This window comes from Flavobacterium sp. KBS0721 (assembly GCF_002007065.3).
Classification (GTDB): Bacteria; Bacteroidota; Bacteroidia; order Flavobacteriales; family Flavobacteriaceae; genus Flavobacterium; species Flavobacterium piscis.
Genome location: NZ_CP042170.1, coordinates 3,344,507 through 3,371,010 on the forward strand (window position 1 = coordinate 3,344,507; position 26,504 = coordinate 3,371,010).

The 26,504-nt window shown below is 33.6% G+C and carries 23 protein-coding genes; 18 read left to right on the forward strand and 5 right to left on the reverse strand.

The window, feature by feature from the left end; translation table 11 throughout:
- Positions 1-63 precede the first annotated feature (63 nt).
- Positions 64-294 carry a VF530 family DNA-binding protein gene (locus B0M43_RS14615; RefSeq protein WP_065449609.1) on the forward strand — a complete coding sequence of 77 codons (231 nt, stop codon included), beginning with the start codon at positions 64-66 and terminating at the stop codon, positions 292-294.
- On the opposite strand, the gene B0M43_RS14620 is transcribed toward B0M43_RS14615, so the two are convergent.
- The 3 genes from B0M43_RS14620 to B0M43_RS14630 all read right to left on the reverse strand — a co-directional run bounded on the left by B0M43_RS14620 (position 295) and on the right by B0M43_RS14630 (position 2,394).
- A complete protein-coding gene (locus tag B0M43_RS14620) occupies positions 295-849 on the reverse strand; it encodes a DUF3575 domain-containing protein (protein WP_078007551.1) in 555 nt (184 codons plus the stop codon). It abuts the gene before it with no gap.
- 131 nt (positions 850-980) lie between these two features.
- A complete protein-coding gene (locus tag B0M43_RS14625) occupies positions 981-1,532 on the reverse strand; it encodes a GNAT family N-acetyltransferase (protein WP_078007618.1) in 552 nt (183 codons plus the stop codon).
- Positions 1,533-1,542: 10 nt separating this feature from the next.
- On the reverse strand, positions 1,543-2,394 hold the full coding sequence (locus B0M43_RS14630; RefSeq protein WP_078007550.1) for an aldose 1-epimerase family protein: 852 nt from the start codon (positions 2,392-2,394) through the stop codon (positions 1,543-1,545).
- Between the two features lie 186 nt (positions 2,395-2,580).
- Between B0M43_RS14630 and B0M43_RS14635 the strand changes: the two genes are divergently transcribed.
- The 11 genes from B0M43_RS14635 (at position 2,581) to argH (ending at position 16,365) form a co-directional block, all read left to right on the forward strand.
- Positions 2,581-4,851 carry a M1 family metallopeptidase gene (locus B0M43_RS14635; RefSeq protein WP_065449612.1) on the forward strand — a complete coding sequence of 757 codons (2,271 nt, stop codon included), beginning with the start codon at positions 2,581-2,583 and terminating at the stop codon, positions 4,849-4,851.
- A gap of 542 nt (positions 4,852-5,393) precedes the next feature.
- Positions 5,394-6,035: a GNAT family N-acetyltransferase gene (locus tag B0M43_RS14640; RefSeq protein ID WP_065449613.1), complete on the forward strand. Its 642-nt coding sequence runs from the start codon at positions 5,394-5,396 to the stop codon at positions 6,033-6,035.
- A 65-nt stretch (positions 6,036-6,100) separates the two neighbouring features.
- A complete protein-coding gene (locus B0M43_RS14645) occupies positions 6,101-7,294 on the forward strand; it encodes an argininosuccinate synthase (RefSeq protein WP_065449614.1) in 1,194 nt (397 codons plus the stop codon).
- Positions 7,287-8,264 (forward strand): N-acetyl-gamma-glutamyl-phosphate reductase, encoded by a 978-nt coding sequence (gene argC, locus B0M43_RS14650; RefSeq protein ID WP_078007549.1) that lies wholly within the window; start codon positions 7,287-7,289, stop codon positions 8,262-8,264. The genes B0M43_RS14645 and argC overlap by 8 nt, the downstream gene beginning before the upstream one ends.
- Positions 8,265-8,353: 89 nt before the next feature.
- Positions 8,354-9,493 (forward strand): aspartate aminotransferase family protein, encoded by a 1,140-nt coding sequence (locus B0M43_RS14655; protein WP_078007548.1) that lies wholly within the window; start codon positions 8,354-8,356, stop codon positions 9,491-9,493.
- Between the two features lie 93 nt (positions 9,494-9,586).
- The gene (locus tag B0M43_RS14660) at positions 9,587-10,780 is read left to right on the forward strand and encodes a glutamate-5-semialdehyde dehydrogenase (RefSeq protein ID WP_078007547.1); all 1,194 of its coding nucleotides are present in this window, start codon (positions 9,587-9,589) and stop codon (positions 10,778-10,780) included.
- A 192-nt stretch (positions 10,781-10,972) separates the two neighbouring features.
- Positions 10,973-11,734 carry a glutamate 5-kinase gene (gene proB / locus B0M43_RS14665; protein ID WP_065449618.1) on the forward strand — a complete coding sequence of 254 codons (762 nt, stop codon included), beginning with the start codon at positions 10,973-10,975 and terminating at the stop codon, positions 11,732-11,734.
- A 104-nt stretch (positions 11,735-11,838) separates the two neighbouring features.
- The gene (locus B0M43_RS14670) at positions 11,839-12,786 is read left to right on the forward strand and encodes an N-acetylornithine carbamoyltransferase (protein ID WP_078007546.1); all 948 of its coding nucleotides are present in this window, start codon (positions 11,839-11,841) and stop codon (positions 12,784-12,786) included.
- 98 nt (positions 12,787-12,884) lie between these two features.
- Complete coding sequence (gene argB, locus B0M43_RS14675; RefSeq protein ID WP_078007545.1) at positions 12,885-13,661, forward strand: acetylglutamate kinase; 777 nt, start codon at positions 12,885-12,887, stop codon at positions 13,659-13,661.
- Positions 13,662-13,877: 216 nt separating this feature from the next.
- A complete protein-coding gene (locus tag B0M43_RS14680; protein WP_078007544.1) occupies positions 13,878-14,948 on the forward strand; it encodes a M20 family metallo-hydrolase in 1,071 nt (356 codons plus the stop codon).
- Between the two features lie 136 nt (positions 14,949-15,084).
- Entirely contained in the window at positions 15,085-16,365 is a 1,281-nt protein-coding gene (argH, locus tag B0M43_RS14685) for an argininosuccinate lyase (RefSeq protein WP_078007543.1), read from the forward strand.
- A 74-nt stretch (positions 16,366-16,439) separates the two neighbouring features.
- Here the strand turns inward: argH and B0M43_RS14690 are convergent, their stop codons facing one another.
- Entirely contained in the window at positions 16,440-17,501 is a 1,062-nt protein-coding gene (locus B0M43_RS14690; protein WP_078007542.1) for a polysaccharide lyase family 1 protein, read from the reverse strand.
- 201 nt (positions 17,502-17,702) lie between these two features.
- On the opposite strand from B0M43_RS14690, the gene B0M43_RS14695 reads away from it, so the two are divergent.
- Together B0M43_RS14695 and B0M43_RS14700 are read left to right on the forward strand one after the other, a co-directional pair.
- Positions 17,703-18,704 carry a DUF2157 domain-containing protein gene (locus B0M43_RS14695; RefSeq protein WP_078007541.1) on the forward strand — a complete coding sequence of 334 codons (1,002 nt, stop codon included), beginning with the start codon at positions 17,703-17,705 and terminating at the stop codon, positions 18,702-18,704.
- Positions 18,701-19,873: a hypothetical protein gene (locus tag B0M43_RS14700; RefSeq protein WP_078007540.1), complete on the forward strand. Its 1,173-nt coding sequence runs from the start codon at positions 18,701-18,703 to the stop codon at positions 19,871-19,873. The genes B0M43_RS14695 and B0M43_RS14700 overlap by 4 nt, the downstream gene beginning before the upstream one ends.
- 112 nt (positions 19,874-19,985) lie before the next feature.
- Here the strand turns inward: B0M43_RS14700 and ytxJ are convergent, their stop codons facing one another.
- Positions 19,986-20,375: a bacillithiol system redox-active protein YtxJ gene (gene ytxJ / locus B0M43_RS14705; protein WP_065449626.1), complete on the reverse strand. Its 390-nt coding sequence runs from the start codon at positions 20,373-20,375 to the stop codon at positions 19,986-19,988.
- Positions 20,376-20,583: 208 nt separating this feature from the next.
- On the opposite strand from ytxJ, the gene clpB reads away from it, so the two are divergent.
- The 4 genes from clpB to B0M43_RS14725 all read left to right on the forward strand — a co-directional run bounded on the left by clpB (position 20,584) and on the right by B0M43_RS14725 (position 26,203).
- Positions 20,584-23,187, forward strand: a complete 2,604-nt coding sequence (clpB, locus tag B0M43_RS14710) for an ATP-dependent chaperone ClpB (protein WP_078007539.1) — start codon at positions 20,584-20,586, stop codon at positions 23,185-23,187.
- Positions 23,188-23,354: 167 nt separating this feature from the next.
- Positions 23,355-23,846, forward strand: a complete 492-nt coding sequence (locus B0M43_RS14715; protein WP_078007538.1) for a T9SS type A sorting domain-containing protein — start codon at positions 23,355-23,357, stop codon at positions 23,844-23,846.
- A 22-nt stretch (positions 23,847-23,868) separates the two neighbouring features.
- Positions 23,869-24,897: a hypothetical protein gene (locus B0M43_RS14720; RefSeq protein WP_078007537.1), complete on the forward strand. Its 1,029-nt coding sequence runs from the start codon at positions 23,869-23,871 to the stop codon at positions 24,895-24,897.
- A 418-nt stretch (positions 24,898-25,315) separates the two neighbouring features.
- The gene (locus tag B0M43_RS14725; RefSeq protein ID WP_065449628.1) at positions 25,316-26,203 is read left to right on the forward strand and encodes a DUF808 domain-containing protein; all 888 of its coding nucleotides are present in this window, start codon (positions 25,316-25,318) and stop codon (positions 26,201-26,203) included.
- Positions 26,204-26,504: the final 301 nt, after the last annotated feature.

Genomic DNA, 26,504 nt, shown 5'->3' on the forward strand with positions numbered 1-26,504 from the left:
CAAATTTAGTAACAAATAAATGAAACAGCAATTGTTTTTGCATAAATGATATAAATTTGCATTATGGAAAAACAACAATCAAAAGATCCGTTACACGGAATCACACTTCAAAAAATAGTTGAAGCATTAGTAGATCATTATGGTTTTGATACTTTGGCAGAAATTATTCCAATAAAATGTTTTACTTCAAACCCTAGTGTAAAATCTAGTTTAACTTTTTTAAGAAAAACCGACTGGGCCAGAAAGAAAGTAGAAGATTTATACCTAAAATCTCTGCCTAAATTTGCAAAGTAATTATAGTTTGTAAGAAATCATAACACCACCTCGGTATGGTAACCATTCGCCACTTTTATTCCAGTTTGGGGCAGTTTCATATCTTCCCGGAGTTCCGTCATTATAATAACCGTGGTAAAAACCTTGATGCCATCCAGCTCCTGCAAAAAAGTCCAATACAAATTTATCGCTTAATTTAAGATTATATCCCACCGTAATACCTAAGCGATATCCAAAACCATGTTCGTATTTATTAGAGTCCCAATAATTCCATTTTTGTAGTTCGTAAACATCCGGACCGGCATGAGCGCCTACATAAAAACCGTCATACTTTTCTTTAAAATGGTAACGAACTTCTGGCGTTAAGGTGTAAAACTTCATTGGACTGTGCCCGTTAAAAGATTCCCAGAAAGAGGCCATTACATCAACACTAAAAGTCATTTTTTCTCCTATACTGGTTTCAATACCCACATTAGGTATTGCAACTATAGCCGTTGCAGCATTGAATTTAATAAAAGTTTGACTTTGAGACTGAATCGAAAAGAAAAGAACTAGTAGGATTAAGATTTTTTTCATAAAATAGTTTTCGTAGTATTAAAATAAGACATTGTCACTTATTTTGCGTGCAAATATAACGCAAACCATTACTTACTATTATGCGATATTTTAATTTAATAGGAATATTTTTTTGTAATAAGTAGGTTAAATTATTTAGGTTCTAGTAATGAGTATATTACGCTGTCGAGAAAACGGCCTTCATAAAATTCAGATTCTTTAAGGTGAGCTTCCTTGATAAAACCACATTTTTGTAAAACTTTCTCAGACGCATAGTTCTCAGGATCAATTACAGCTTCGATAGAATGTAGTTTTAAATCCTTAAAACCATAAGTAATTAATCTGTTTACGGCTTCTGGAATAATTCCTTTTCCATGAAATTCCGGTAATAATATGTATCCAATTTCAGCACGATAATTTTGAGGCTGCATTCTATAGTACCCAATAATACCCAGGAGTTTTGGGTCTCCTTTTAGAGTGATACCCCAATTGATCCCCACATTTGTTTCGATTTTTTCTTCAATCATGGCAATATGTTCCAAAGCATCTTCATTATTTTTTACTAATGGACGCGGAATATATTTCATAGTTTCTGGATTCGAACGTAATTCGAAAACTTCATTTACATCATCATTTGTTATTCTTCTTAAAAGCAAACGCTCTGTTTCTATAACAGGAAATGGAGTGAAATTAAATTCTAGCATTTTTCTTAAATTATAATATTGTAATACTAAATTTTGACTGGAAGTTTTCATTGGCCTCCAAAACCAGAATACCTTCTTTCTCAAATAAGTCTCCTGAATTCTCAGCAGTATCCGAATAGCCTAGCCAGGGTTCAATACAAATAAATGGAGCTTTTTCTTTGGTCCAAAGTCCTAAACTTGGGAAATCTTCAAAATCAACTTTTATGTAAGGATTTGAGTTTTCAAGAATAGTTAATGATTTTGATTTTAATGTTTTAAAAATCAAAGCATCGTTTTCGAATAAACTATAATTTAAAGGAACAATATTATGCGTAGTTTCCAGAACTTTAGTTTTATTCGAAATTAAGTCATTCTCTAAAAGATAATATTTTAAAGTCTCTTCCTGTTCAAATTCAAAAGCATAGTTTTCAAAATTTTCAGGTAGAGCTATTGCCGGATGAGCTCCAATAGAGAAAGGCATTTTTTTATCACTTTTGTTAATGATTTTATATGCTATGCTTAGAGAAGTATCTTCGAGCGTGTAAATAAGCTGCAATTCAAATTCGAAAGGATATTTCTTAAGTGTTTCTGTTGTCGACTCTAAAGAAAAAGTAGCACTATTTTCAGTTTTTTCAATAAGTTGAAACTCCATATCACGGGCAAAACCGTGTCTTGGCAATTGATATTCATTTCCGTCAATGGTGTAAATATTATTTTTTAAAGTTCCAACGATAGGAAAAAGAACGGGAGAGTGCTTTCCCCAAAAATCAGGATTGCCTTCCCAGATGTATTCTTTGTTTTGATTGTTTTTTATCGAAAATAATTCGGCTCCGGCATGTTTTATTGAGGCACTTAGTGTTGAATTTGAAATAGTTGTATTCAAAGTATATAGTATTGAAATGAATGAATTTTATATTGATGTAAATATATTTTATAATTTTTAGTTTTTTAGAAAATTGTCTCAAATTATTTATTTGATAAAATTTTGCTAAAATTCAATTTAAGCTTCGTGTTTTCTCTGTCAATAGCTTTTTTTTTCATTAATTTGCTACATAAACAGCTAAAAAATATGAAAATACAATCTTCAAGAGCCTTACTAACCATGGCTTTGTTTGTTGGGATTTCTTCTGTTTGGGCACAACAAAAGCCTGTAACAACAACAGTGAATCCAGTTAATAATTACAGTTATCATGATGCATTTGGACCCCATTTTTATACCAAAAACGGGACTTCAACTCGTTCAGCAAGCGGTCAGCCGGGTGTTGAATACTGGCAAAACAGAGCCGATTATCAGATTACGGCAAAATTAAATGCAACTACAAATGAAATTATTGGTTCAGACGAAATTACTTACACCAATAATAGTCCTGATAAATTAGGGTTTTTATGGCTAAATCTGGATCAGAATTTATTCAAAGAAGATTCACGAGGAAATGCAGTTGTGCCTTTAACAGGAAGTCGTAATGGTGCTCAGGGTCAGGTTTTTGAAGGAGGAAATAAAATTAAATCGGTAAAAGTAATTTCTGTTGGAAAGAAAAAAACCGACGTTGAAGCAAAATATGTAATTACAGACACCAGAATGCAAATATTTCTTCCTGAAGAATTGGCGTCAAAAGGAGGAACTGTAAAAATTAAAATCGAATTTGCATTCACGGCTCCTTTTGAAGGATCAGACAGAATGGGAGTTTTAGAAACCAAAAACGGTAAAATCTTTACTATTGCACAATGGTATCCGCGTATGTGCGTGTACGATGATGTAAGAGGCTGGAACACACATCCTTATTTAGGAGCTTCTGAGTTTTATTTAGAATATGGTAATTTTGATGTAAAACTTACTGTACCTGCCAATCATTATGTTGTAGGTTCGGGAGAATTGATCAATGGCGCAGAAGTATTGCCGGCAGATGTATTTAAACGTTATAAAGAAGCGGGTCAAAGTGATAAAACGGTTACGATTCGTTCTGCCGAAGAAGTTGCAGCAACAGCAAATACAAATGCTACAGCTGAAAAAACATGGCATTATCAAATCAAAAATGCCCGTGATTTCTCTTGGGCATCATCTCCTGCTTTTGTCTTAGACGGAGCAAAAATCAACTTGCCAAGTGGTAAAAAATCATTGGCTTTATCTGCTTATCCGGTAGAAAGTGCAGGACAAGGAGCTTACGGACGTTCTACAGAATATGTAAAAGCAGCAATAGAACATTACTCTAAAACTTGGTTTGAATATCCTTATCCGGCAGCGACAAATGTGGCAGGAAATGAGGGCGGAATGGAATATCCGGGAATCGTTTTTTGCAGCTGGGAATCAAAAGGTCAGGATTTATGGGGTGTTACAGATCATGAATTTGGTCATATATGGTTTCCTATGATTGTGGGTTCAAACGAAAGATTGTTTGGCTGGATGGATGAAGGTTTTAATACCTTTATTAATTCATTGAGTACTGCCGACTTTAATAAAGGAGAATATGTAGAAGAACCTACAGATTTACATAAAGCAGCAGAATCATTTACCAGACCTACTCTAGAAACTATTATGAGTTCGCCTGATAATATGAAAGAAGCCAATATTGGTATGTTATGTTACTTTAAGCCAAGTTCTGGATTGGTAATTTTGAGAGAACAAATATTAGGAAAAGAGCGTTTTGATACTGCTTTCCGTACTTATATCGAGCGTTGGGCTTACAAACATCCACAACCGGATGACTTTTTCAGATCTATGGAAAATGTTGCCGGTGAAGATTTAAGCTGGTTCTGGAGAAGCTGGTACGTAAACAACTGGCGTTTCGATCAGGGAATTAATTCAATTAAATATGTAAAAAATGATCCTTCAAAAGGAGTGGTTATTACAGTTGAGAATTTTGATAAAATGCCAATGCCGGTTATTTTAGACGTGAAAACAAAAAGCGGCAAAGTTACAAGGGTAAAATTGCCAGTAGAGATTTGGCAACGTAACACTGTATGGTCTTTCAAGCATAACTCTACAGAAGAAATCGAAAGTATTACACTTGACCCTGATCATATTTTTCCGGATAATAACGAAGCAAACAATGTGTGGACGTCGGGAAACGGTAAAATAGAGAAGGATGTAATTTTAGACGGTTATTTAGGGTCTTATTCAACTTCAAGAGCACCTTTGAAAATTGATTTTACTGAAAAAAACAGCACATTAAATGTTGAAATTACAAACTTTCCTAAGTTTACTGTAGCTCCTGTAGAAAACGAAAAAGATACATTTCAGTCTACAAGTGCCGGATTAAAATTTAAATTTAATGAAGCCAAAACAGGTTTCGATATGATTATTTTAGGTAACGGAGAAACAATTCCGTTTACAAAAAAATAAAATAAATAAAATATAAAGTTTTTAAAACCCGATAGTTAGTAATAGCTATCGGGTTTTTTGTTTGTTTCAAGTTTCAGGTTCAAGTTTTTAAAAAGAAAAATCTCAGAACCTCAGTATCTTAGAATCTTAGCATCTTAAAAAAAAATAACATAACATTAAAAAAATGTTAGAATTTTTATTTTTTGTTTTGGAAATAAAAAAATAGTGTACTTTTGCACCGATGAATAAAATAAGTTTACATATAACTTCTTTGTCACGGACAAACACACCTGTAACTTCTCCCGAAGTACGGATACTATCTCTATAGTATTCACAGAGTTTTTCGCCGCGTATTTATTTATATTCATTTTTCATTTTGAAATCACAAAATTTGTCCATAGGACAAACATATCCTAAAAGTATATATAGTTTTTTGAATTTTCCTAATCAAGTTTTTGATTTTGAGAATGTTACTTCTATTATGTCTATTTTTGTCGGATCGATTTCTGAATTTCAAACTAAACAATACGTTTTAATTTTTAACTCTAACTTCAACTATTGAAATGAAAATCTCTATTGTTGTTACTCAGGAAGAACACTTCAAATTCGCACAGGAAATTTGCGATACAATAGAATCATCTGCCTTGTTAAGAGGTACAGGGATTGCTAAAAGAACTCCTGAATACATTCAGAAAAAAATGTCGAACGGTGATGCGATGATTGCTTTGGCAGACGGAAAATTTGCAGGTTTTTGTTATATCGAAAGTTGGCAACACGGAAAATTCGTGGCCCATTCCGGCTTAATCGTTCATCCGGATTACAGAAGTTTAGGTTTGGCGAAAAAGATCAAATCAAAAGTATTTGATTATTCTTTAAAAAGATACCCGGACGCTAAGATATTTGGTATTACAACCGGTTTGGCTGTAATGAAAATCAACTCTGATTTAGGATACAAACCAGTGCCATTTTCTGAACTTACAACAGATCCAAGTTTTTGGTCAGGATGTAAAACCTGTACCAATTATGAAATCCTAAAAAGCAAAGAAAACAAAATGTGTCTTTGTACCGGAATGTTGTATGATCCAAAAGAAAAACAAAAAGATCCGCCAAGACATCCTTTTAATGAGGCTGTTTTAAGCAGATTAAAAAAAATAAAACAAGCTTTATTCTTAAATAAAATACTGTCTTTCGGTTTTTTATCTTAAGAATAAAATTAAAGAAGAAATCTCAAACTTGCTATATACGAAAGTATTAGCCTAAATTATAAAAAATGAAAAAAGTTGTATTAGCTTATAGTGGAGGATTAGATACCTCGTATTGTTTGAAATATTTAAAAAATGAAAAAGGATACGAAGTTCACACCGTACTTGTAGATACAGGAGGATTTGACGCTGAAGAATTATCAGCAATCGAAAAAAGAGCTTACGAATTAGGAAGCGCGCAACACGCCAACCTAACCATCGTAGACAAATATTATGATAAAGCTATAAAATATTTGATTTTTGGAAACGTATTAAAAAACAATACTTATCCATTATCAGTAAGTGCAGAACGTGTTTTTCAAGCAATTGAAGCTATTAAATATGCTAAAAAAGTTGGAGCAAGCGCCATTGCACACGGAAGTACAGGTGCAGGAAATGACCAAATTCGTTTTGATCTGATTTTCCAAACCATTGCTCCGGAAATTGAAATCATCACTCCAATTAGAGATTTAAAATTATCAAGACAAGAAGAAGTTGATTATTTGTCTAAAAACGGAGTTCACTATTCTTGGGAAAAAGCACAATATTCAATCAATAAAGGACTTTGGGGAACAAGTGTAGGGGGAAAAGAAACCCTTACGTCAAGCCAGCCATTGCCTGGTGACGCTTATCCGTCACAATTGAAAAAAGAAGGAGAAGAAAAAGTAAGATTGCATTTTGAGCAGGGAGAATTAGTTGGAATAAACGGTCAATTAGACAAACCATCAAATAATATTGTAGCGCTTGAAAAACTGGCAAATGCTTATGCAATTGGTAGAGATATTCACGTAGGTGATACTATTATTGGTATTAAGGGAAGAGTTGGTTTTGAAGCTGCTGCACCTTTAATTATTATCAAAGCGCACCATTTATTAGAGAAACATACTCTTGGTAAATGGCAGCAATACTGGAAAGAGCAACTAGGAAACTGGTACGGAATGTTATTTCACGAAGGTCAGTTTTTAGATCCTGTAATGCGTAACATTGAAACTTTCTTGCAAGACACACAAAAAACAGTAAATGGAGTTGTAACCGTTTCTCTAAAACCATATCATTTTTCGCTTGACGGAATTGAATCTGATAACGATTTGATGAATACTGGTTTTGGCCAATACGGAGAAATGAACAATGCCTGGACATCTGATGATGCAAAAGGATTTATCAAGATTTTAGGAAATGCACAAAATATATTTTCATCTGTAAATCATTTAGATCATGATTAATATCGGAATAATTGGTGGTTCAGGCTATACAGCCGGAGAACTTATCAGAATCTTAATGTATCACCCCAATGTAAACATTGATTTTGTTTACAGTACGACAAATGCAGGGAAACCACTTTCTGTGGCGCACCATGATTTGATGGGAGATATCGAAATGAATTTTACTGATGTTGTGAATCCGAATGTAAATGTTGTTTTTTTATGTTTGGGCCACGGAAAATCTATTTCGTTTCTTGAGGAAAATAAATTTGCAAGCCATACTAAAATCATCGATTTAGGAAATGATTTCAGATTAACAAAAGATGCTGTTTTCGAAGGGAAAGAATTCGTTTACGGATTGCCTGAATTAAATAAAGCTGAAATCAAAAAAGCAAATTTCATTGCAAATCCGGGTTGTTTTGCAACAGCAATTCAATTGGCTCTTTTGCCTTTGGCTAAAAATAATTTGCTTAAAAATGATGTTCATATTAATGCCACAACCGGAAGCACAGGTGCTGGCGTAAGTCTTGCCGAAACTTCTCATTTTAGTTGGAGAAACAATAATATGTCGCATTACAAAGCTTTTGAACACCAGCATTTAGGCGAAATCAACCAAAGTGTGAATCAATTACAAGCAGATTATTCAGATGAATTAATTTTTGTTCCGAATAGAGGAGATTTTACAAGAGGAATTTTTGCGACATTATATACAGATTCTGATGAAAGCTTAGAAGATTTAGTTGCTAAATATGAAGATTTCTATAAAAATGAGCCTTTTGTAACCGTAACAACGACAAACATCAATATGAAACAAGTCGTTCAAACCAACAAATGTATTATCAGTTTATTGAAAAAAGGAAACCGGATTTTAATAACATCAATTATAGATAACTTAACCAAAGGTGCTTCAGGACAAGCAATTCAAAACATGAATTTAATGTTCGGATTAGAAGAAACCACAGGTTTACATTTGAAACCAAGCGGATTTTAGGAAAAATTTGTTTCAGGTTTCAAGTTTCAGGTTTCACGTTCAGTACGTAACTTGAAACCTGAAACCTGAAACGTTAAACAAAAAAAGACATGAATTTATTTAACGTATACCCACTTTATGACATAACGCCTGTAAAAGCAGTAGATTGCACTATTACAGACAATAACGGAGTGGAATATTTAGACTTATATAGCGGACATGGTGTGATTTCGATTGGCCATACGCAACCGGATTATGTAGCCAAATTAAAAAATCAACTGGATCATCTAGGATTTTATTCGAATGCAATTCAGAACCCTTTGCAGGTAGAATTGGCTCAGAAATTAGGAAAACTTTCAGGATTAGAAGATTATGAATTGTTTTTATGCAGTTCTGGAGCTGAAGCAAACGAAAATGCATTGAAATTAGCTTCTTTCCATAATGGAAAATCAAGAGTTGTTGCTTTTGATAATTCTTTCCACGGAAGAACTTCTGCAGCAGTTGCCGTTACAGATAACAAGAAAATTGTAGCGCCACTAAATGCACAGCAAGCAGTTACTTTTTTACCTTTAAACCAAATTGAATTAGTTGAAGCTGAATTGGCTAAAGGAGATGTTACAGCAGTAATTATCGAAGGAATTCAAGGAGTTGGAGGTTTAGACCAGGGAACAACAGAATTTTTCCAGGCTTTAGAAAAAGCGTGTAAAAAACATGATGTTGTTTTAATTTTAGATGAAGTACAATCAGGATACGGAAGAAGCGGAAAGTTTTTCGCTTTCCAACATCACGGAATCAACGCTGATATTATTTCGGTAGCAAAAGGAATGGGGAATGGTTTTCCGGTTGGAGCCATTTTAATTTCACCAAAATTTGAAGCAAGTTTCGGATTATTAGGAACTACTTTCGGCGGAAGCCATTTATCATGTGCAGCAGGAATTGCAGTTTTGGATGTAATTGAAAAATTAAAATTAATTGATAACGTAAACGAAGTTTCGGCGTATTTCTCAGAACAAATCAAACAAGTTCCCGGAATTAAGCAAGTAAAAGGAAAAGGTTTAATGTTAGGAGTTGAATTCGATTTTGATGTTGCGGCTTTAAGAAAGAAACTGATCATCGAGAAACACATTTTTACAGGAAGTGCCAACAACAAAAATCTGTTAAGAATTTTACCGCCACTTACAGTAAAAAAATCAGATATCGATACGTTTATTGTAGCTTTAAAAGAAAGTTTAGAAGAGCTTCAAAATTAAATATACTTATCCTAACAGGTTTTCAAAACCTGTTAGGTATACTATAAAGTTTCAATCAAAAAGAAACAACCAAAAAACAACCAACTATAAATTATGAATCCATTATCAATTGAAAAACGCAATCTGGTTTTGCACTCTATGGCAAAACTCGTCGAGAAGGAGCGGAGTCAGATTATTTTAACCAATCAAGAAGATTTATTGGCTTATGATGGCTCAGATTTAGCGATGGAAGAACGCCTCAAAGTAGATGATAAAAAAGTAGATGAAATGATTTTATCTCTAAATCAATTGGCTTCTCAGCAAGATCCGGTTGGAGTAGAGCGTTTTCATTTTGTTCATGATAATGGAATAAAAGTCATTAATAAAACAGCAGCTTTTGGTACGATTTTAATCATTTACGAATCTCGTCCGGATGTGACAATCGAAGCGGGAGGAATTGCCTTTAAATCCGGAAATAAAATTTTATTAAAGGGAGGAAAAGAATCTCTCCAATCAAATTTAAAGATTGTAAGTCTTTGGCACAAAGCTTTAGAAGAAAACGGAGTTTCTAAAGATTGGGTGGAGTATTTGAATTTTAATCGTGCAGAAACTCAGGCTTTTTTAGAGAAACCGACTCAAAAAGTAGATTTAATTGTTCCAAGAGGAGGAGAAAAACTAATTGAGTTTGTAAAAGCACATGCAACCTGCCCGGTTATTGTAAGCGGACGCGGAAATAATTTTGTATACGTTCATAAAGATGCCGATACCGATCTGGCTTTAAAAATTATTTTGAATGCCAAAACCTCTAAAATATCGGCTTGTAATGCAGTAGATAAGGTTTTAATAGATTCTAAATTGCCCAATTTTGAAGGCTTTACGGCTATTTTAATTGAAGAATTAAAAGAACATAAAGTTGAAGTAATTGTTGATAAATCTTTGGAAAATTTTGAAGATACAGAAACACTTCAAAATGAAGATATTTGGTACGAAGAGTTTTTAGATTATAAAATTGTCATCGGAACAATTGATTCTGAAGAAAATGCGATTGAGAAAATCAATAAATATTGCGGAGGACATTCAGCAGTAATTATTACAAAAGATGACAAAGCAGCACAAGAATTTATGGATGCCGTTGATACAGCAGCTGTGTATCAAAATGCCTCAACGCGATTTACAGATGGAGGACAATTTGGTTTGGGCGGAGAATTAGCCATAAGCACAGATAAATTGCATCAAAGAGGCCCAATTGGTTTACAGCATTTGGTTACAAACAAATGGTACGTTTATGGAGAAGGGCAAATACGATAGTAATTTTAGATTTCTGATTTTAGACTGAGAACTAAGGATTTCTGATTTTAAATTTTTAAAATTGGAATTTGGCATTTAAATTTTGGAATTTTACTAAACATAAAGCTTTGCGAACTTATCGTTTGCAAGCACAAACAATATAAGAACCTTGCGCACTTTGCGGTTAAAAAAACTGCGGTTAAAAAAACAACAATGGGGAAAAAACGTATTTTATTAAAAATAGGAAGTAATACTTTAACCAAAGAAACCAATCATATTTCGCGGGGAAAGATTGAAGATTTGGGAATACAGATTGCGGCTTTAAACAGCGAATATGAATTTATCATTGTAAGTTCAGGGGCAATTGCGGCGGCAAAGCAATTTGTAAAGCTGGATAATCAAGATAAAGATGTTTTTGTGAAGCAAGCTTTGGCATCTATCGGACAGCCTCATTTGATGCGGATTTACAATGAAAATTTTAAGGATTTAGGATTGAATACTTCACAGTGTTTACTTTCTTATTCTGATTTCGAAAAAGAGCAGACAAAAAAGAATATTGTAAATACGATTAATGTATTAGTTAAAAACAATTACATTCCGATTATCAACGAAAATGACACCGTTGCCACAGATGAGATTCGGTTTGGAGATAATGATAAATTAGCAGCCTTAACAGCGGTTCTTTTAAATGTTGATATTCTGATTATTGCAACCAATACAAACGGAATTTATACAAAAGATTCTATTCACGATGAAAATCCTGAAACGATAAAATTGGTAAACGATCTAAAAGTATTAGAAAAAGAAATCGGAGAGTCAAAATCATCACACGGAACAGGCGGAATGCAATCCAAAATCGAAGCAGCCGGAATCGCAAAAGCCGCCAACATAGAAACCTGGATTGTCAACGGATTAAATGATAATTTTATTTTAAAAGCATTAAAAGGAGAAATTCCTTTTACAAAGATTATTTAATAGTTTATATATATAGCCACGAATTCACGAATTAAAATCTAATTTTTATTTGAATAAAATTCGTGAATTCGTGGCAAAAAAAAACAAATTAAAACATAAAACAAATGAATTATATTTCAATACAAGATATCAACTCATTATCAAAATGGGTAAAAAGTGCGTTAAAAATCAAAAAGAACCCACTTAAAAATCAAGACTTAGGAAAAAACAAAACCTTAGGGATGTTATTCTTTAACCCGAGTTTGAGAACGCGTTTGAGTACTCAAAAAGCAGCTATAAACTTAGGAATGAACGTTATGGTGATGAATTTTACCAACGAAGGCTGGACATTAGAGTTTGAAGACGGAGCTATTATGAATTCAGGAGCTTCAGAACATATCAAAGAAGCTGCCGAAGTAGTTTCTCAATATTGTGATATTATCGCAATCCGTGCTTTTGCAGGTTTAGTAGATAAAGAAAAGGATTATGCTGAAACGGTAATTTCAGGATTCTTGAAACACGCAACAGTGCCTATTGTAAATATGGAAAGTGCAGTTCGTCACCCAATGCAATCTTTGGCAGACGCTATTACAATGGAAGAATACAAAACGAAACACAAGCCAAAAGTTGTGCTTTCGTGGGCGCCGCATCCAAAAGCTTTGCCTCAGGCAGTTGCAAATTCATTTGTAGAAATGATGCAAATGCAAAAAGACATGGATTTTGTAATCACACATCCTGAAGGTTACGAACTAAGTCCGGAAATTACAAAAGACTGCAAAATAGAATATGATCAAAACAAAGCTTTCGAAAATGCGGATTTCGTTTATGTAAAAAACTGGAGTAACTTCAACGATTACGGAAAAGTAACCAACATAGATCCAAGCTGGACCGTTACTGCTGAAAAAATGGCATTAACCAACAATGGAAAATTCATGCACTGTCTTCCGGTTCGTCGTAACGTAATCGTAAGTGACGAAGTGATCGACGGCGAAAATTCAATCGTAATACAGCAAGCGAATAACAGAACGTATTCGGCGCAATTAGTTTTACAAAAGATTTTGAAGAAGTTATAATTTTTTTAAAGTCGCTAAGATTCTAAGTGTCTAAGATGCTAAGAAACTTTGCGCAAAAAAAAACTTAGTATCTTAGAATCTCAGAACCTTAGAATCTTATGAAGAAAGTTACCGTAATAAAAATAGGTGGAAACATCATCGACAACCCAACAGAGTTAGAACAATTCTTAACCGACTTTTCTAAAATCGAAGGCTATAAAGTTTTAGTTCATGGAGGCGGAAAATCGGCTACAAAAATGGCTCAGAGTATTGGTTTAGTGCCTCAAATGATTGAAGGCCGCCGAATTACCGATGTCGCAATGCTTGATGTTGTAGTTATGATTTACGCGGGACAAATCAATAAAGATGTTGTGGCACAATTACAAGCCAAAAACAACAATGCAATGGGATTTTCCGGAGCTGATGGAAATTTAATTCAATCAGTAAAAAGGAATCATCCAACAATTGATTACGGATTTGTTGGTGACGTAAAGCAAGTCAATACTAAATTATTAGCTACTTTATTAGAAACTGGAATTGTTCCTGTTTTCTGCGCGATCACACACGACAAAAATGGACAATTATTAAATACAAATGCCGATACTATCGCAAGCGAATTATCAATTGCATTGTCTGAAGTTTTTGATGTTACGCTAACCTATTGTTTCGAAAAACAAGGTGTTTTGCAAGATTCAGAAGATGATTCGTCTGTAATTACTCAAATAAATGAAGAGTTATACAACAAACTAAAAGCCGAAAAAGTGATCCATTCCGGAATGATCCCGAAACTGGATAATTGCTTCAATAGTTTATCTCGCGGCGTTCAGAAAATCAAAATTGGGCATCATAAAATGCTTCAAACCCCGGACGTTTTACATACAACGATAACATTATAAAGATGTAGCCACGAATTACACAAATTTTCACGAATTAAAAATTAAAATAATTAGCTAAAATTTGTGTAATTCGTGGCAAAAAAACACAACAGCACAAGGCATTTTAAATATTAATTTAAGAAATTTGCGCAAATTAAAAATGTCACAAAATTGATTCACAAAATCAATAAGAAAAACTTTGTGACTTTGAGCCTTCATGGCAGAGAACTTAAACCTATGAAAAATATTGCAACGCTTACCCAGGAAGCAATTAGTTTATTAAAGAGTCTAATCGAAACCCCTTCATTCTCTAGCGAAGAAGATCAAACAGCGCTTTTAATAGAAAATTGGTTCAATCAAAACGAAATTCCTTTTAAAAGAGAAAACAATAATGTGTGGGCTTTCAATAAATATTTCGACGAAAATAAACCAACACTTTTACTGAATTCACACCATGATACTGTAAAACCCAATCAGGCTTACACCAACGATCCTTTTAAAGCAATCGAAAAAGAGGGGAAATTATTTGGATTAGGAAGCAATGATGCAGGAGGATGTTTAGTTTCATTATTAGCAACGTTTGTACATTTTTACGAGAATGAGAATCTATCACATAATATCGTAATTGTGGCTTCCGCCGAAGAAGAAAGCAGCGGGAAAAACGGTTTAAACAGTGTTTTAAAACATTTACCGGAATTAGATTGCGCTATTGTTGGTGAACCCACTTTAATGCAATTGGCAGTTGCAGAAAAAGGTTTGTTAGTTTTGGATGTAAAAGTAAAAGGAACTGCAAGTCATGCTGCACATCAAAACGATGATAATTCATTATACAAATCAATTCCTGTAATGGAATGGTTTAAAAACTATAAATTCGATAAAATATCTGATGTTTTAGGTCCGGTGAAAATGACCGTAACGCAGATCAGTGCCGGAAAACAGCATAATGTTGTACCGTCAGAATGTGATTTGGTTGTTGATATTCGCGTAACAGATCGTTATACAAATGCCGAGATTCTTGAAGTAGTAAAAGCAAATATAAACGCCGAAGTAACCCCAAGATCCATGCATTTAAATGCGTCATCTATTCCAGTTACTCACGGTTTAGTACAAGCCGGAATCGCTTTAGGAAGAACAACTTATGGATCGCCAACACTTTCAGATCAATCTGTTTTGAGTTGCCAGTCTTTAAAATTAGGACCAGGAGAAACATTACGCTCGCATTCGGCAGATGAATTTATTTTCATTAACGAAATCGAAGAAGGAATCGATTTGTATATCAAAATACTAACCGATTTTTTTAAATTGTAAGAAAAGTAACCGCCACGAATTCACGAATTATTTTTGATAATCTTTGAAGATATAAATTCGTGAATTCGTGGCGAAATTAAACTTAAGATTGGAAAGATCTAAAAATCTAAGAAGTCTAAAAATCTAAAATCTACCTATGAAACTTTGGGAAAAAGGAATACCAACAGATAAACAAATTGAACATTTCACCGTAGGAAACGATCGTGAATTAGATTTAGTTTTGGCAAAATACGATGCTTTAGGTTCAATCGCACATGCCAAAATGTTGGGACAGATTGGCTTATTAACTGCAGAAGAAACGACTTCTTTGGTTGATGCATTAACCGATATCATCGCTGATATTGCCGTTGGAAATTTTGAAATCGAAGATAGTTTTGAAGACGTTCATTCCAAAATCGAATATCTGTTAACTGAAAAATTAGGCGATGCAGGAAAGAAAATCCACACCGCGCGTTCTCGTAATGATCAGGTTTTGGTTGATGTTCATTTGTACCTAAAAGACGAATTAAAAGCCTTAAAAGAACAGGTAAAAACTTTATTTGATTTGTTAATGGAATCGGCGGAAAAACACCAAAACGTTTTATTGCCAGGTTATACGCATTTACAAATTGCGATGCCATCATCATTCGGGATGTGGTTTTCAGCTTACGCCGAAAGTTTCATTGATGATGTAACAATGTTGAATGCAGCTTCAAAAATTGTAGATCAAAACCCTTTAGGTTCTGCTGCTGGTTACGGAAGTTCGTTTCCTATCAACAGAACATTTACCACTCAGGAATTAGGTTTCGAAACTCTAAAATTCAATGCCGTTGCAGCACAAATGAGCCGCGGAAAAGCAGAAAAAACCGTTGCATTTGCAATGGCAAGTGTAGCTGGAACGTTATCAAAATTTGCAATGGACGTTTGTTTGTATATGAGCCAAAACTTTGATTTTATTGGTTTGCCCGCGCATCTTACGACAGGTTCAAGTATTATGCCTCACAAGAAAAATCCTGATGTATTCGAATTAATCAGAGGAAAATGCAACAAGATTCAGGCGCTTCCATACGAAATTACTTTAATTACAAATAATTTGCCAAGCGGTTATCACAGAGATTTACAGCTTTTAAAAGAAGGATTATTTCCTGCCATTCAAAATTTAAAAGCTTGTCTGGATATTGCAATTTTCTCTGTAAAAGATATTACAGTAAAAGACAATATTTTAAAAGATAAAAAATACGATTATTTGTTTACTGTAGATACTTTAAACGAAATGGTGGTTGCCGGAATACCTTTTAGAGATGCATACAAAACCGTTGCAGAACAATTGGAAGCAGGAACTTATCAATCTCCAAAAGAAACAAAACATACGCATGAAGGCAGCATCAATAACTTATGTTTAGATGCTATCAAAGATAAAATGAAAGCAGCGCTTTAAAAGTGTTTCAGCCAAAAAAAAGCCGATTTGTACGTGATACAAATCGGCTTTTTTATGAAAAATTATAATGATGATCAACTTTTATTTGTGCAGCTTGAAGAGATCAAACCAGCAGAACTTACCTGAAGTGTTGCACCTGCGCCACACGACGAATTAGTTACGTATTGTTCCACTTTTCCAAGAGAAATTGTGGTGTAAGGATAAGAAGGTTTATTTACTTTTGTGCCAAAATCCATTGGGCCTTTACGGCAATGATCAAATACAATTCCAACCGTTCCGCCGTCAGTGCTGATGTATTCTTTAAAAACCTTTTCTACTTTTGCAAAATCAGTACCTTCAACGTAGCAAGTTGAATTTTTAGCACCACCGCCTAAACCAATTGCTAAAGAACCGGATTCTGACGTATTGTAATAGCAATTCAGAATATGAATTTCTAAATTTCTGCCACGAGGCATACGCTGTTTACAGCCTTCTGCCCAATAACAATTTTTAAAAGTAATACTATAATGCTCATCTAAAGGAAAATCATTTTTATTTGAACCAATAAGATCGCTAAATCTATGATCGTCAGCACCGCCTAATCCGCCTGATTTTGGAGCTTTTAGATAAGTAAACTTGCACCATGAAACAGTAACGTTATCCGTTTTTCCTTTAAGATCAAAATTACCGTCCTGACCATCCTGAAATTCACAATGATCGACCCAAAGATTAGTACAATCTGCAGTCAGGTTATCCTGTCCATCAATATCGTAAGCTCCGGGACCAACAAAAACAAGATTACGAATTATTACATTATTCGATCCTGGCTTTAAATATAGAATACCAGCTCCGGGATTAGATTGCGTTTCGTTTACTAATTTCGCGCCTGGCATTCCTATGATGGTTTTATCCGTAACGACTTCATGAATAGGTTCGCCACTTGGAATAGTAATTATCCCTGATACCAAAATTACAGCAGGCGATTTTAATTTAATTTGAGATAACAATTCATTATAAGTCGCTACTGTCACAGGAATTGAATTTCCTCCTCCCGTAGTGGCGGAGCCAAATCCTTCTGGAGATTCCATATAATAGTTTTGAGCAAAAAGAGAAGACATACTCAACAAGAAAAATAATAAAAGCAGATTTTGTTTCATTTTTATAAGTTAGCTATTTGGTTTTTTAGAATAATTAGATTAATGTAATCGATTACACAAATTTAATTATTAAAGTTTATAATCAATCATTTTACAGAAAATATTAACAATTATAGATTGAAAATTTATAAGTATTTTTTTACTAAGTGAATATTCAAACAAAAAGACTATTTTTGATTTATATGTTTATAAAAGTAAATTATGAGTAAGTTTGATGGTCAGGCCACGAAATCGCTTTTGGATAAAAATCTAATAACTGAAAATCAATATCAGGAAATTAATGCGTATCGCAATTTGAATATTTTCTCGCTAAACGCAGAATTAAAATTGTTTCTCTATTTATCTGTTTTATTATTTACCTCAGGAATCGGAATTTTAATTTATAATAATATTGATAGTATTGGTCATATAGCGATCCTTTCATTGTTGTTGCTTGCAATAGGAATTTGTTTTTATTATTGTTTTAAAAATTCAAAAGGGTTTCAAAAACAGGAAACTGCTTTTGAGCATCCGGTTGTAGAATATCTGGCTTTAGCGGCTAGTATTTTGACCTGTATTTTTATAGGTTATTTACAATTTCAGTATGAACCCTTTGGAACAAATTACAGATTAGCTACGTTAATCCCAACCATTGTGAGTTTCTTTTGCGCGTACTATTTCGATAATAAAAGCATTCTGACTATTGCCATTACTGGTTTGGCGGCCTATGTTGGGCTTTCGGTAACACCTCAGGATTTACTCAACAACAGTAATTTTTACCAGGATCAGACTTTAAGTTATTCAGCCATAATATTAGGAGTCTTGCTTATTTTATGGACAATTTATAGTTCAAAGATTCAGTTGAAAACACATTTTAATATTATCTATCTCACTTTTGCTTTGCATATCATTAGTATTGCGACAATTAGCAGTTTGTTCGATTATTTTGAGTACGGGATTTGGTTTCTTTTTCTGCTTGTATTGGCAGGTTCGTCTTTTTATTTTTACAAAATCAGCCATGAACTTAAAGCAATTTCTTTGTACGTTTTTATGATTGTCTACGCTTATATTGGACTTAATATATTCCTGATTAGAATTTTTGAAAATATTAATTTCTCAGATGTTTGGGTATTGTTCATCATGATACTTCCAATATATTTTATAGGCTCGATCTTAATGTTTATAAAACTGATTAAAAAATTCAATAAAGAAATTGCAGCATGATAGTATACGATAAAAATTTATTAAACAATTTAGCTTTAGTTGAAGAAGCTAAATCTTTAGAATCGGCTGGATTTATTAGTAAAGAACAAAAGAATTTAATTAAAAAAGAATTACCGGCTTTTAAGAGACAAAGTAATATCCTGGTGCGTTTAGGATTCTTTTTGTTAGGCGCATTTTTGTATTTATCTATATGCGGAGTAATCGCACTAATCGGATTAACCGGTTCTAATTCAGAACGATTTTTTTTTAGTATTTGCTGTTATATTTTTGCAGCAATTGGTTTTGCAGGAGCAGAGTTTTTGGCGAATCAAAAGTATTACGGACACGGCTTAGACGATGCTTTTATTTTAGGAGCACTTTTAAATGTAGGATTTGCTATAGCTATAACAACCGAAGGCTATGAAATACAAGTAGCACTTTTTGTTGCTGTTGCTTCGTTTTTTATGTACAGAAGATATCTGCATTTATTGTCTTTATTGGTTTTTTGTCTGGCTGCTGCAGGAGTATTATTCTTCGCAATGTTTGAATTTGATATCGGAAAAACTATTTTGCCCTTCGTGGCCATGTTGGCTTCTGCTGCATTTTATTTCTTAACAAAAAGAATAATTAATAATCTCAAGATAAGTTATTACTATAGTGGCTTATTATTGGCCAATAGTTTTTGTCTGGTATTATTTTACCTTTCTTGTAATTATTTGGTTGTTAGAGAGCTTTCGTTAACGCTTTTAGGTAGCGAAGTACTTCCGGGACAAGATATTCCGTTTGCCATTTTCTTTTATGCTTTTACTTTTATTGTTCCTGTTGTTTATTTAGTTCAGGCTTTAAAAACAAAAGAAAGAATGATGCTTTGGATAAGCTTTTTGGCTATAGGATTTTCTATCTACACGATTCGATTTTACTATTCGGTCTTACCAATAGAAGTTGCATTAACTTGTGGCGGATTGGTTTTGTTTGCAATAGCCTATTTTTCGATTAAAAAACTCAAGGATAATGAAGTGGGTTTAACATTCAAGCCAGACCGAATCAATAATTCTAATACTATATTAAATGCCGAAGCACTAATAGTTGCTTCAGCTTTTGGAATGAAACCAGAAGCAAAAGTTCCTGATTCTCCAATGGATTTTGGTGGAGGAGGCTTTAGTGGAGGAGGTTCGGAAGGAACTTTTTAATTGATTTCACCATTACATTTTTATTTTTTAACCATTAAGATATTAAGTTTCATTAAGGGCTAAACTTAATTTTTCTTAATATCTTAATGGTGAAATATTTTAACTTTAGTGTTTAAATTTTTTCTTTCAAAGCCACAGCATCAATATCACTGTGAGAAACATCATAAACAGCTTTTCCGTTTCTAATTAAAATTAGTTGAGGCGATTCGTGATATACATTAAACCTGCTGGCAATTTCGTTAGAGATATCGCGGTGCGCTATTAAATCTAAAAAATAAGCATCAACAACTTCATTTAAATCGTAGTCACGTTCAAATTGTTTCAAAGCCATACGGCTAATGCTGCATCTTGTACTATGTTTGAAAATGACAACCGGCTTCTCATTTGAGATTGCTGTAACTTCTAATAATTGGGCTATATCCGTTAATTCTGTCCAGTTTACATTACTTTTTGGAGAATCTGCATTTTCTGAACTTCCGAAGATTGAATTTAAAAAACTCATATTTGACGTGTTTTATGACTTTTTGACGTTTAAATATGATAAAAATCACGTTTTAAATGTCATTTTGTCTGTATTTTTAGTGTGGAATATATTTTGAATGATCGAAAGCAAAGTTATATTATTTAAAGTTAAAAATGTACTCCAATAAATTGTAATTTTAATGGTATCGAACTTTTACAACTAAAAATCAAACCTAAATCGTATACATATGAACATAAATAAATTTACAATTAAGTCGCAGGAAGCCATACAGTTATCGCAACAATTGGCGCAACGCAACGGACAACAGCAAATCGAAAACGAACACATTTTTAAAGCTATTTTTGAAGTAGATGAAAATGTAGCGCCGTTTATTTTGAAAAAGCTTAATGTAAATGTTCCGTTGTTTTTACAAATATTAGACAGTACTATTCAGAGTTTTCCAAAAGTTTCCGGAGGAGATATTTTACTTTCCAGAGACGCCAATAAAGCGCTGAATGAAGCTGAGATTATTGCTCAAAAAATGAACGATGAATATGTTTCTATCGAGCATTTGATTTTGGCAATTTTCGACTCAAAAAGTAAAGTTTCTCAGATTTTAAAAGATCAGGGAGTTACCGGAAAAGGGTTAAAAGCAGCCATTGAAGAACTTCGTAAAGGAGAAAGAGTAACATCTGCTTCGGCGGAAGAAAATTATAATTCATTAAACAAATATGCTAAAAATCTAAACGAATTAGCGCGAAACGGAAAATTGGATCCGGTTATTGGCCGTGACGAAGAAATCCGTCGTGTATTGCAGATTCTTACTCGTAGAACAAAAAACAACCCAATGTTAATTGGAGAGCCAGGAGTTGGTAAAACTGCTATTGCTGAGGGACTGGCGCATCGAATCGTGGATGGTGACGTTCCGGAGAACTTAAAAGATAAAATCGTTTTCTCACTTGATATGGGTGCATTGATTGCCGGTGCAAAATTTAAAGGAGAATTTGAAGAACGTTTAAAAGCAGTTGTAAAAGAGGTTACAGCTGCCGAAGGTGATATCGTTTTATTTATTGATGAGATTCATACCCTTGTAGGTGCAGGTGGGGGAGAAGGCGCGATGGATGCGGCTAATATCTTAAAACCAGCTTTGGCTCGTGGAGAATTGAGAGCAATTGGAGCCACAACATTAGATGAATATCAAAAATATTTTGAGAAAGATAAAGCGTTAGAGCGTCGCTTCCAAAAGATCTTAATTGATGAACCGGATACTGAAAGTGCGATTTCGATTTTACGTGGAATCAAAGAAAAGTACGAAACACATCATAAAGTTCAGATCAAAGATGAGGCTATTATTGCAGCTGTTGAACTTTCGCAACGTTATATTACAAACCGTTTTTTACCGGATAAAGCAATCGATTTGATGGATGAAGCCGCTTCTAAGCTGCGTATGGAAATCAATTCGAAACCAGAAGAATTAGATGTTCTGGATCGTAAAATTATGCAGCTTGAAATTGAGATCGAAGCCATTAAACGTGAAAAAGAAGAAAGTAAACTGAAAATCCTGCGCATGGATTTGGCGAACTTAAAAGAAGAGCGCAACGAAATCTATGCAAAATGGAAATCAGAAAAAGATGTTGTAGACGGAATTCAAGCCGTAAAACAAGAAATTGAAGATTTTAAATACGAAGCAGAACGCGCAGAACGTGATGGCGATTACGGAAAAGTGGCCGAAATTCGTTACGGAAAAATAAAAGAAGCTCAGGAACGTCTCGATGTTTTGCAAAAACAATTGCAGGAATATCAATCCGGTAATTCTTTGATTAAAGAAGAAGTAACCCGCGAAGATATCGCAGAAGTCGTAGCAAAATGGACAGGAATTCCTGTTATGAAAATGCTTCAGACAGAACGTGAAAAACTATTGCATCTTGAAGACGAATTGCACAAACGTGTAGTAGGTCAGGAAGAGGCGATTGAAGCGGTAAGTGATGCTGTTCGAAGAAGTCGTGCTGGATTACAGGATATGAAAAAACCTGTAGGTACCTTCTTATTTTTAGGAACAACGGGAGTAGGTAAAACTGAGCTGGCAAAAGCATTGGCCGAATATCTTTTTGATGACGAAAATGCGATGACACGTATTGATATGAGTGAGTACCAGGAACGTCACAGTGTGAGTCGTTTAGTAGGTGCGCCTCCGGGATATGTGGGTTATGATGAAGGTGGTCAGTTAACCGAAGCCGTACGTAGAAAACCGTATTCTGTAATTTTGTTAGACGAGATCGAAAAAGCACATCCGGATACGTTCAATATCTTATTGCAGGTTTTGGATGAAGGCCGTTTGACAGATAACAAAGGACGTCTGGCTGATTTTAAGAACACAATCATTATTATGACCTCCAACATGGGAAGTCAGATCATACAAGATAAGTTTGAAAACCTGAAAGGAAGCATTGAATCTGCTACAGAATCAGCAAAAGTTGAAGTTTTGGGATTATTGAAGAAAACTGTTCGTCCGGAATTTATAAACCGTATCGACGAAATCGTAATGTTTACGCCTTTAACGGTAGAAAATATTTCTAAAATTGTAAGCTTACAGCTTAAGAGTGTTACAAAAATGCTTGCCTTGCAAGGTATCGCGATGGATGCAACACCAGAAGCTATTAAGTATTTGTCTGATAAAGGTTATGATCCGCAGTTTGGTGCAAGACCAGTAAAACGTGTCGTACAGAGAGAAGTATTGAATCAGTTGTCGAAAGAGATTTTGGCAGGAAACATTACTACAGACAGCATCATTTTACTAGATGCTTTCGATGGGCAATTGGTATTTAGAAACCAAACCCATATCGAAAAATAATTTTTATTGGTTAATTTTTTTGAGATAAGCATCAGTCGAAAGGCTGGTGCTTTTTTTATGGTTTTTTATAAAATTTCTAAGAGAATAATATCTTTTGTAAGTATTAGTGTATATTTGATTCATAAAATAAGAAGAACTTTGAAATAACTAACAGCTAAATTTATTATATGAAGAGAAACCAACCCATTTTTTTACTTTTATTTATTACTAGTATTTTATTTATTACCAATAGTTATTCACAAGAAAACATTGTAGTTTCAGGAGGAAGTGCAACAGGAGCGGGAGGAACATCAAATTATTCAATTGGTCAAATAGTTTATACAAGTGTTCCTGGATCTGATGCCTATATTTTGCAAGGCGTTCAGCAACCCTATGAGATCATTACCTTGGGCACTGATGAATTTACTGAAATAAATCTTTTAATCACTGCATTTCCTAATCCTGCAATCGACATCCTTAATTTAGTTATCGTTAATGATAAATGGCAAGATTTATTTTGTGCATTATCTGATATTACTGGTAAAGCAGTATCTAAAAAAATAAAAATTGTAAGTCAGGAAACAAGTGTATCAATGCAAGGATTGAATCAGGGAATTTATTTACTAACAGTAAATAATAACAATAAAATAATAAAAACTTTTAAAATAATAAAAAAATAATATTCTAAAAGCTGAAAAACATATGAAAAAAATTACTCTGGCATTACTATTATTAAGTTCTTTTACTACTTTATTCGCACAAGCTCCGCAAAAAATGAGTTACCAATCGGTAATTCGAAAAACAGATGGGACATTGGTAGCTAGTGCCTTAGTTGGTATAAAAACTACTATTTTATTAGGTTCAGCAAGTGGCACAGCAACTTATATAGAAACGCAGACAACAACAACAAACAATAATGGATTAGCAACAATAGAAATAGGAGGCGGAACACCAGTTACCGGAACTTTTGCAGCTGTAAATTGGGGAGCTGGATCACATTTTATTAAGACAGAAATTGACCCTACAGGAGGAAGTAATTATACAATCAGCGGAACAAGCCAACTTCTAAGTGTACCTTACGCATTATATGCTGGGAGTAGCCAAAATAAAGGAAAAACAAGTATAGTAATAACAGGTGATATTACCGATGCGCAGGCCGCAGCACAAATATTGGCTGAGTTTGGACCATACACAGAAAATATTTATATAAATGGTACAACAAACTTAACGACTTTAGACTTATCTGTAATAGATAAATTAGTAGAATTATCTATAGTTGATAATTTAAATCTCGTTAGTATAAATTTCACTAATTTACAGGAAGTTTATAATGATTTTGATGTTTATAATAATCAAAAGTTAAGTACACTGGTATTTCCGGTTTTGAAAAAAGTATTGGGTGATGATACTGGCATTACAGATAATCCGTCATTAGTGTCGATTTCTTTTCCTTTGTTAACTAAGGCAAGTGGGCTTTTTTTTAGGGAAAATCATAAACTAAGTTCTATTAATTTACCATCGCTTACCTCGGTTAGCGGAACTACGCTTTTACGAGCGAATGCGCTTCCAAGTTCGCAGGTTAATTTAATTTTAAGCAGATTGTTAAATTTGACTAGTGAAAAAAATTATATAGATATATCTGGTCAAAATCCACCAGCACCTCCAACAGGCCAGGGAATTATTGATAAGGCAACTTTAATAAGTAGAAACTACTCAGTTAATACTGATTAATTTAAAATTCATTTATAAATATTAAAACACCACTAAAAAAGATGGTGTTTTTTTATGTCCAAATCAAATCCGTAAATCATGAAACTTTTTTTTAAAGTCATATAAATAAATTCAAGTATTAAAGTAGGAACTTTACTTTCACAAATTTATATCACAAATCATAAAAACAAATACTATGAATAATATTTTTAGAGGATTACTAGCAGGTTACGGAGCAAAAAAATTAGGCGGAGGATGTTTTGGTACTATTTTCGTTTTTATAATTATTTGGGTGCTTTTAGGACAATGTAGTTGATTTTAGACTAAAAAATAAACAAAAAAAGTCTTAGATTAGCGCACATAAATAATCAAACATGTGCATTAAACTGGATACTCAATGTCAGTGAATTACACAGTTTTTAAAACCAAATAAAATATAATGGCATCAGGTTTTTTCGTACTATTAGATGATATTGCAGCAATTATGGATGATGTTGCAGTAATGAGTAAAATTGCAGCAAAAAAAACGGCCGGAATTTTAGGCGATGATTTGGCAGTAAATGCAGAGAAAGCTTCAGGCTTTGCTTCATCAAGAGAACTTCCGGTATTGTGGGCAATTAGTAAAGGTTCGTTGCTTAATAAAATAATTATTTTGCCAATAGCTTTTTTATTAAGTGCATTTTTACCGGTTGCAATCATTGTAATTCTTGTACTTGGAGGACTATTTTTGGCCTACGAAGGAGCCGAAAAAATTTATGAATTTATATTTCCACACAGCCACGAAGAATCAGCAGGAATAACTGCTGAAGATTTAACAGAAGAAGAAATTCTGGAAGCCGAAAAAGGGAAAGTAAAATCAGCCATTGTAACCGATTTCATTTTATCTGTCGAAATTGTAATCATCGCTCTCGGGACAGTAATTGGTCAGCCACTTGTACAGCAAATCATTGTAACTTCAATCATTGCGTTAATTGCAACGGTTGGTGTTTATGGTATTGTCGCCTTAATTGTACGAATGGATGAAGCAGGCTATAAACTAATTAAATTTAGTAAAAATGAAAAAAGTATATCAAATTTTATTGGTAATATATTAGTAAAAGCGCTGCCAATAGTCATTAAAAGTTTAACCGTAATTGGTACAATAGCTTTAATTCTGGTAGCAGGTGGAATCTTTGTTCATTATATTCCATTTTTTCATCATATCGTGCCTACAATTAATCTTCCTGCAATTATCAAAGAATTTGTAATTGGTCTGGCATTAGGAATTGTAGTTTTAGGATTTGTAAGCCTATTCAAAAAAATATTTAAAAAGAAAGAAATAGCATAACAGCTACTACATATATAAATATCAAAACACTATTCGTCGCAGCGAATGGTGTTTTTTTTTTTAGAAGCAAAAGAATCATTTTCAAAACACCACTTGTCCCGCTATCCACTATATCTTTTTAGCCGTTAAAAAACGGCTAAAAAGGATGCCGTTTCTATCGGGGCTAAACCGGGAATTTTAATTTTCATAAGAAATAACTGTTGTTTGTTGAATTTTTTTATTTGTGTAAGTTTTTGATTTTTAGATATTTATTTTTTTAGTGTAATTATTTAACAAATCAATAAAGCAACCAAAGCAACTC

Coding starts and splice junctions, on each gene's coding strand:
- B0M43_RS14720 (WP_078007537.1), top strand. CDS start 23,869: ATGAAAAAAATTACTCTGGCATTACTATTATTAAGTTCTTTTACTACT.
- B0M43_RS14700 (WP_078007540.1), top strand. CDS start 18,701: ATGATAGTATACGATAAAAATTTATTAAACAATTTAGCTTTAGTTGAA.
- B0M43_RS14615 (WP_065449609.1), top strand. CDS start 64: ATGGAAAAACAACAATCAAAAGATCCGTTACACGGAATCACACTTCAA.
- B0M43_RS14660 (WP_078007547.1), top strand. CDS start 9,587: ATGAATCCATTATCAATTGAAAAACGCAATCTGGTTTTGCACTCTATG.
- B0M43_RS14625 (WP_078007618.1), bottom strand. CDS start 1,532: ATGCTAGAATTTAATTTCACTCCATTTCCTGTTATAGAAACAGAGCGT.
- argH (WP_078007543.1), top strand. CDS start 15,085: ATGAAACTTTGGGAAAAAGGAATACCAACAGATAAACAAATTGAACAT.
- B0M43_RS14690 (WP_078007542.1), bottom strand. CDS start 17,501: ATGAAACAAAATCTGCTTTTATTATTTTTCTTGTTGAGTATGTCTTCT.
- B0M43_RS14695 (WP_078007541.1), top strand. CDS start 17,703: ATGAGTAAGTTTGATGGTCAGGCCACGAAATCGCTTTTGGATAAAAAT.
- argC (WP_078007549.1), top strand. CDS start 7,287: ATGATTAATATCGGAATAATTGGTGGTTCAGGCTATACAGCCGGAGAA.
- proB (WP_065449618.1), top strand. CDS start 10,973: ATGGGGAAAAAACGTATTTTATTAAAAATAGGAAGTAATACTTTAACC.
- B0M43_RS14715 (WP_078007538.1), top strand. CDS start 23,355: ATGAAGAGAAACCAACCCATTTTTTTACTTTTATTTATTACTAGTATT.
- B0M43_RS14725 (WP_065449628.1), top strand. CDS start 25,316: ATGGCATCAGGTTTTTTCGTACTATTAGATGATATTGCAGCAATTATG.
- argB (WP_078007545.1), top strand. CDS start 12,885: ATGAAGAAAGTTACCGTAATAAAAATAGGTGGAAACATCATCGACAAC.
- B0M43_RS14680 (WP_078007544.1), top strand. CDS start 13,878: ATGAAAAATATTGCAACGCTTACCCAGGAAGCAATTAGTTTATTAAAG.
- clpB (WP_078007539.1), top strand. CDS start 20,584: ATGAACATAAATAAATTTACAATTAAGTCGCAGGAAGCCATACAGTTA.
- B0M43_RS14670 (WP_078007546.1), top strand. CDS start 11,839: ATGAATTATATTTCAATACAAGATATCAACTCATTATCAAAATGGGTA.
- B0M43_RS14635 (WP_065449612.1), top strand. CDS start 2,581: ATGAAAATACAATCTTCAAGAGCCTTACTAACCATGGCTTTGTTTGTT.
- B0M43_RS14620 (WP_078007551.1), bottom strand. CDS start 849: ATGAAAAAAATCTTAATCCTACTAGTTCTTTTCTTTTCGATTCAGTCT.
- B0M43_RS14655 (WP_078007548.1), top strand. CDS start 8,354: ATGAATTTATTTAACGTATACCCACTTTATGACATAACGCCTGTAAAA.
- B0M43_RS14645 (WP_065449614.1), top strand. CDS start 6,101: ATGAAAAAAGTTGTATTAGCTTATAGTGGAGGATTAGATACCTCGTAT.
- B0M43_RS14640 (WP_065449613.1), top strand. CDS start 5,394: ATGAAAATCTCTATTGTTGTTACTCAGGAAGAACACTTCAAATTCGCA.
- ytxJ (WP_065449626.1), bottom strand. CDS start 20,375: ATGAGTTTTTTAAATTCAATCTTCGGAAGTTCAGAAAATGCAGATTCT.